Source organism: Roseivirga ehrenbergii (assembly GCF_001593005.1).
Classification (GTDB): Bacteria; Bacteroidota; Bacteroidia; order Cytophagales; family Cyclobacteriaceae; genus Roseivirga; species Roseivirga ehrenbergii.
Window position 1 is genome coordinate 1 of record NZ_LQZQ01000026.1, and the last position, 383, is coordinate 383.

1 protein-coding gene is annotated in these 383 nt (G+C 40.7%); it reads right to left on the reverse strand.

Going from position 1 to position 383, the window contains the following annotated elements; all coding sequences use genetic code 11:
• Nucleotides 1-32: 32 nt before the first annotated feature.
• A partial coding sequence (locus tag MB14_RS10195) for a RagB/SusD family nutrient uptake outer membrane protein (protein ID WP_157716575.1) occupies nucleotides 33-383 on the reverse strand: 351 nt, incomplete at its 5' end.

Here is a 383-nt window from a genome sequence, read left to right on the forward strand (position 1 = left end):
TGATGTGAAGGTTTTAAATCTTCATCGTTTTATTAATCGTTTTGAACCAAGTTAGGGTTCACGTTAATAGCGCTAATAGGGAAGAACCATTGCCACTGCAGATCGCCAGCAGGTACTTCCGTAATTCTAGCCTGAGTAAGGCTGAAGCTACCTCTAGTTGATCTTTTCAAAGGTAAGTTTGCTCTTTTAAGATCAAGGAAGTTGAATCCTTCACCCCAAAGCTCAATTCTTCTTTGAACCAAGATTTCATCGATAAGTGCTTGTCCAGTGTTAGTGCTGATTACAGCATTTGGATCACGCTGAGAAACTAAAGAGAATAGAGCAGTTCTAGCTGCTGGTTCGTTAGCAACTCCTAAACGAGCATTCGCTTCAGCTTCAATCAA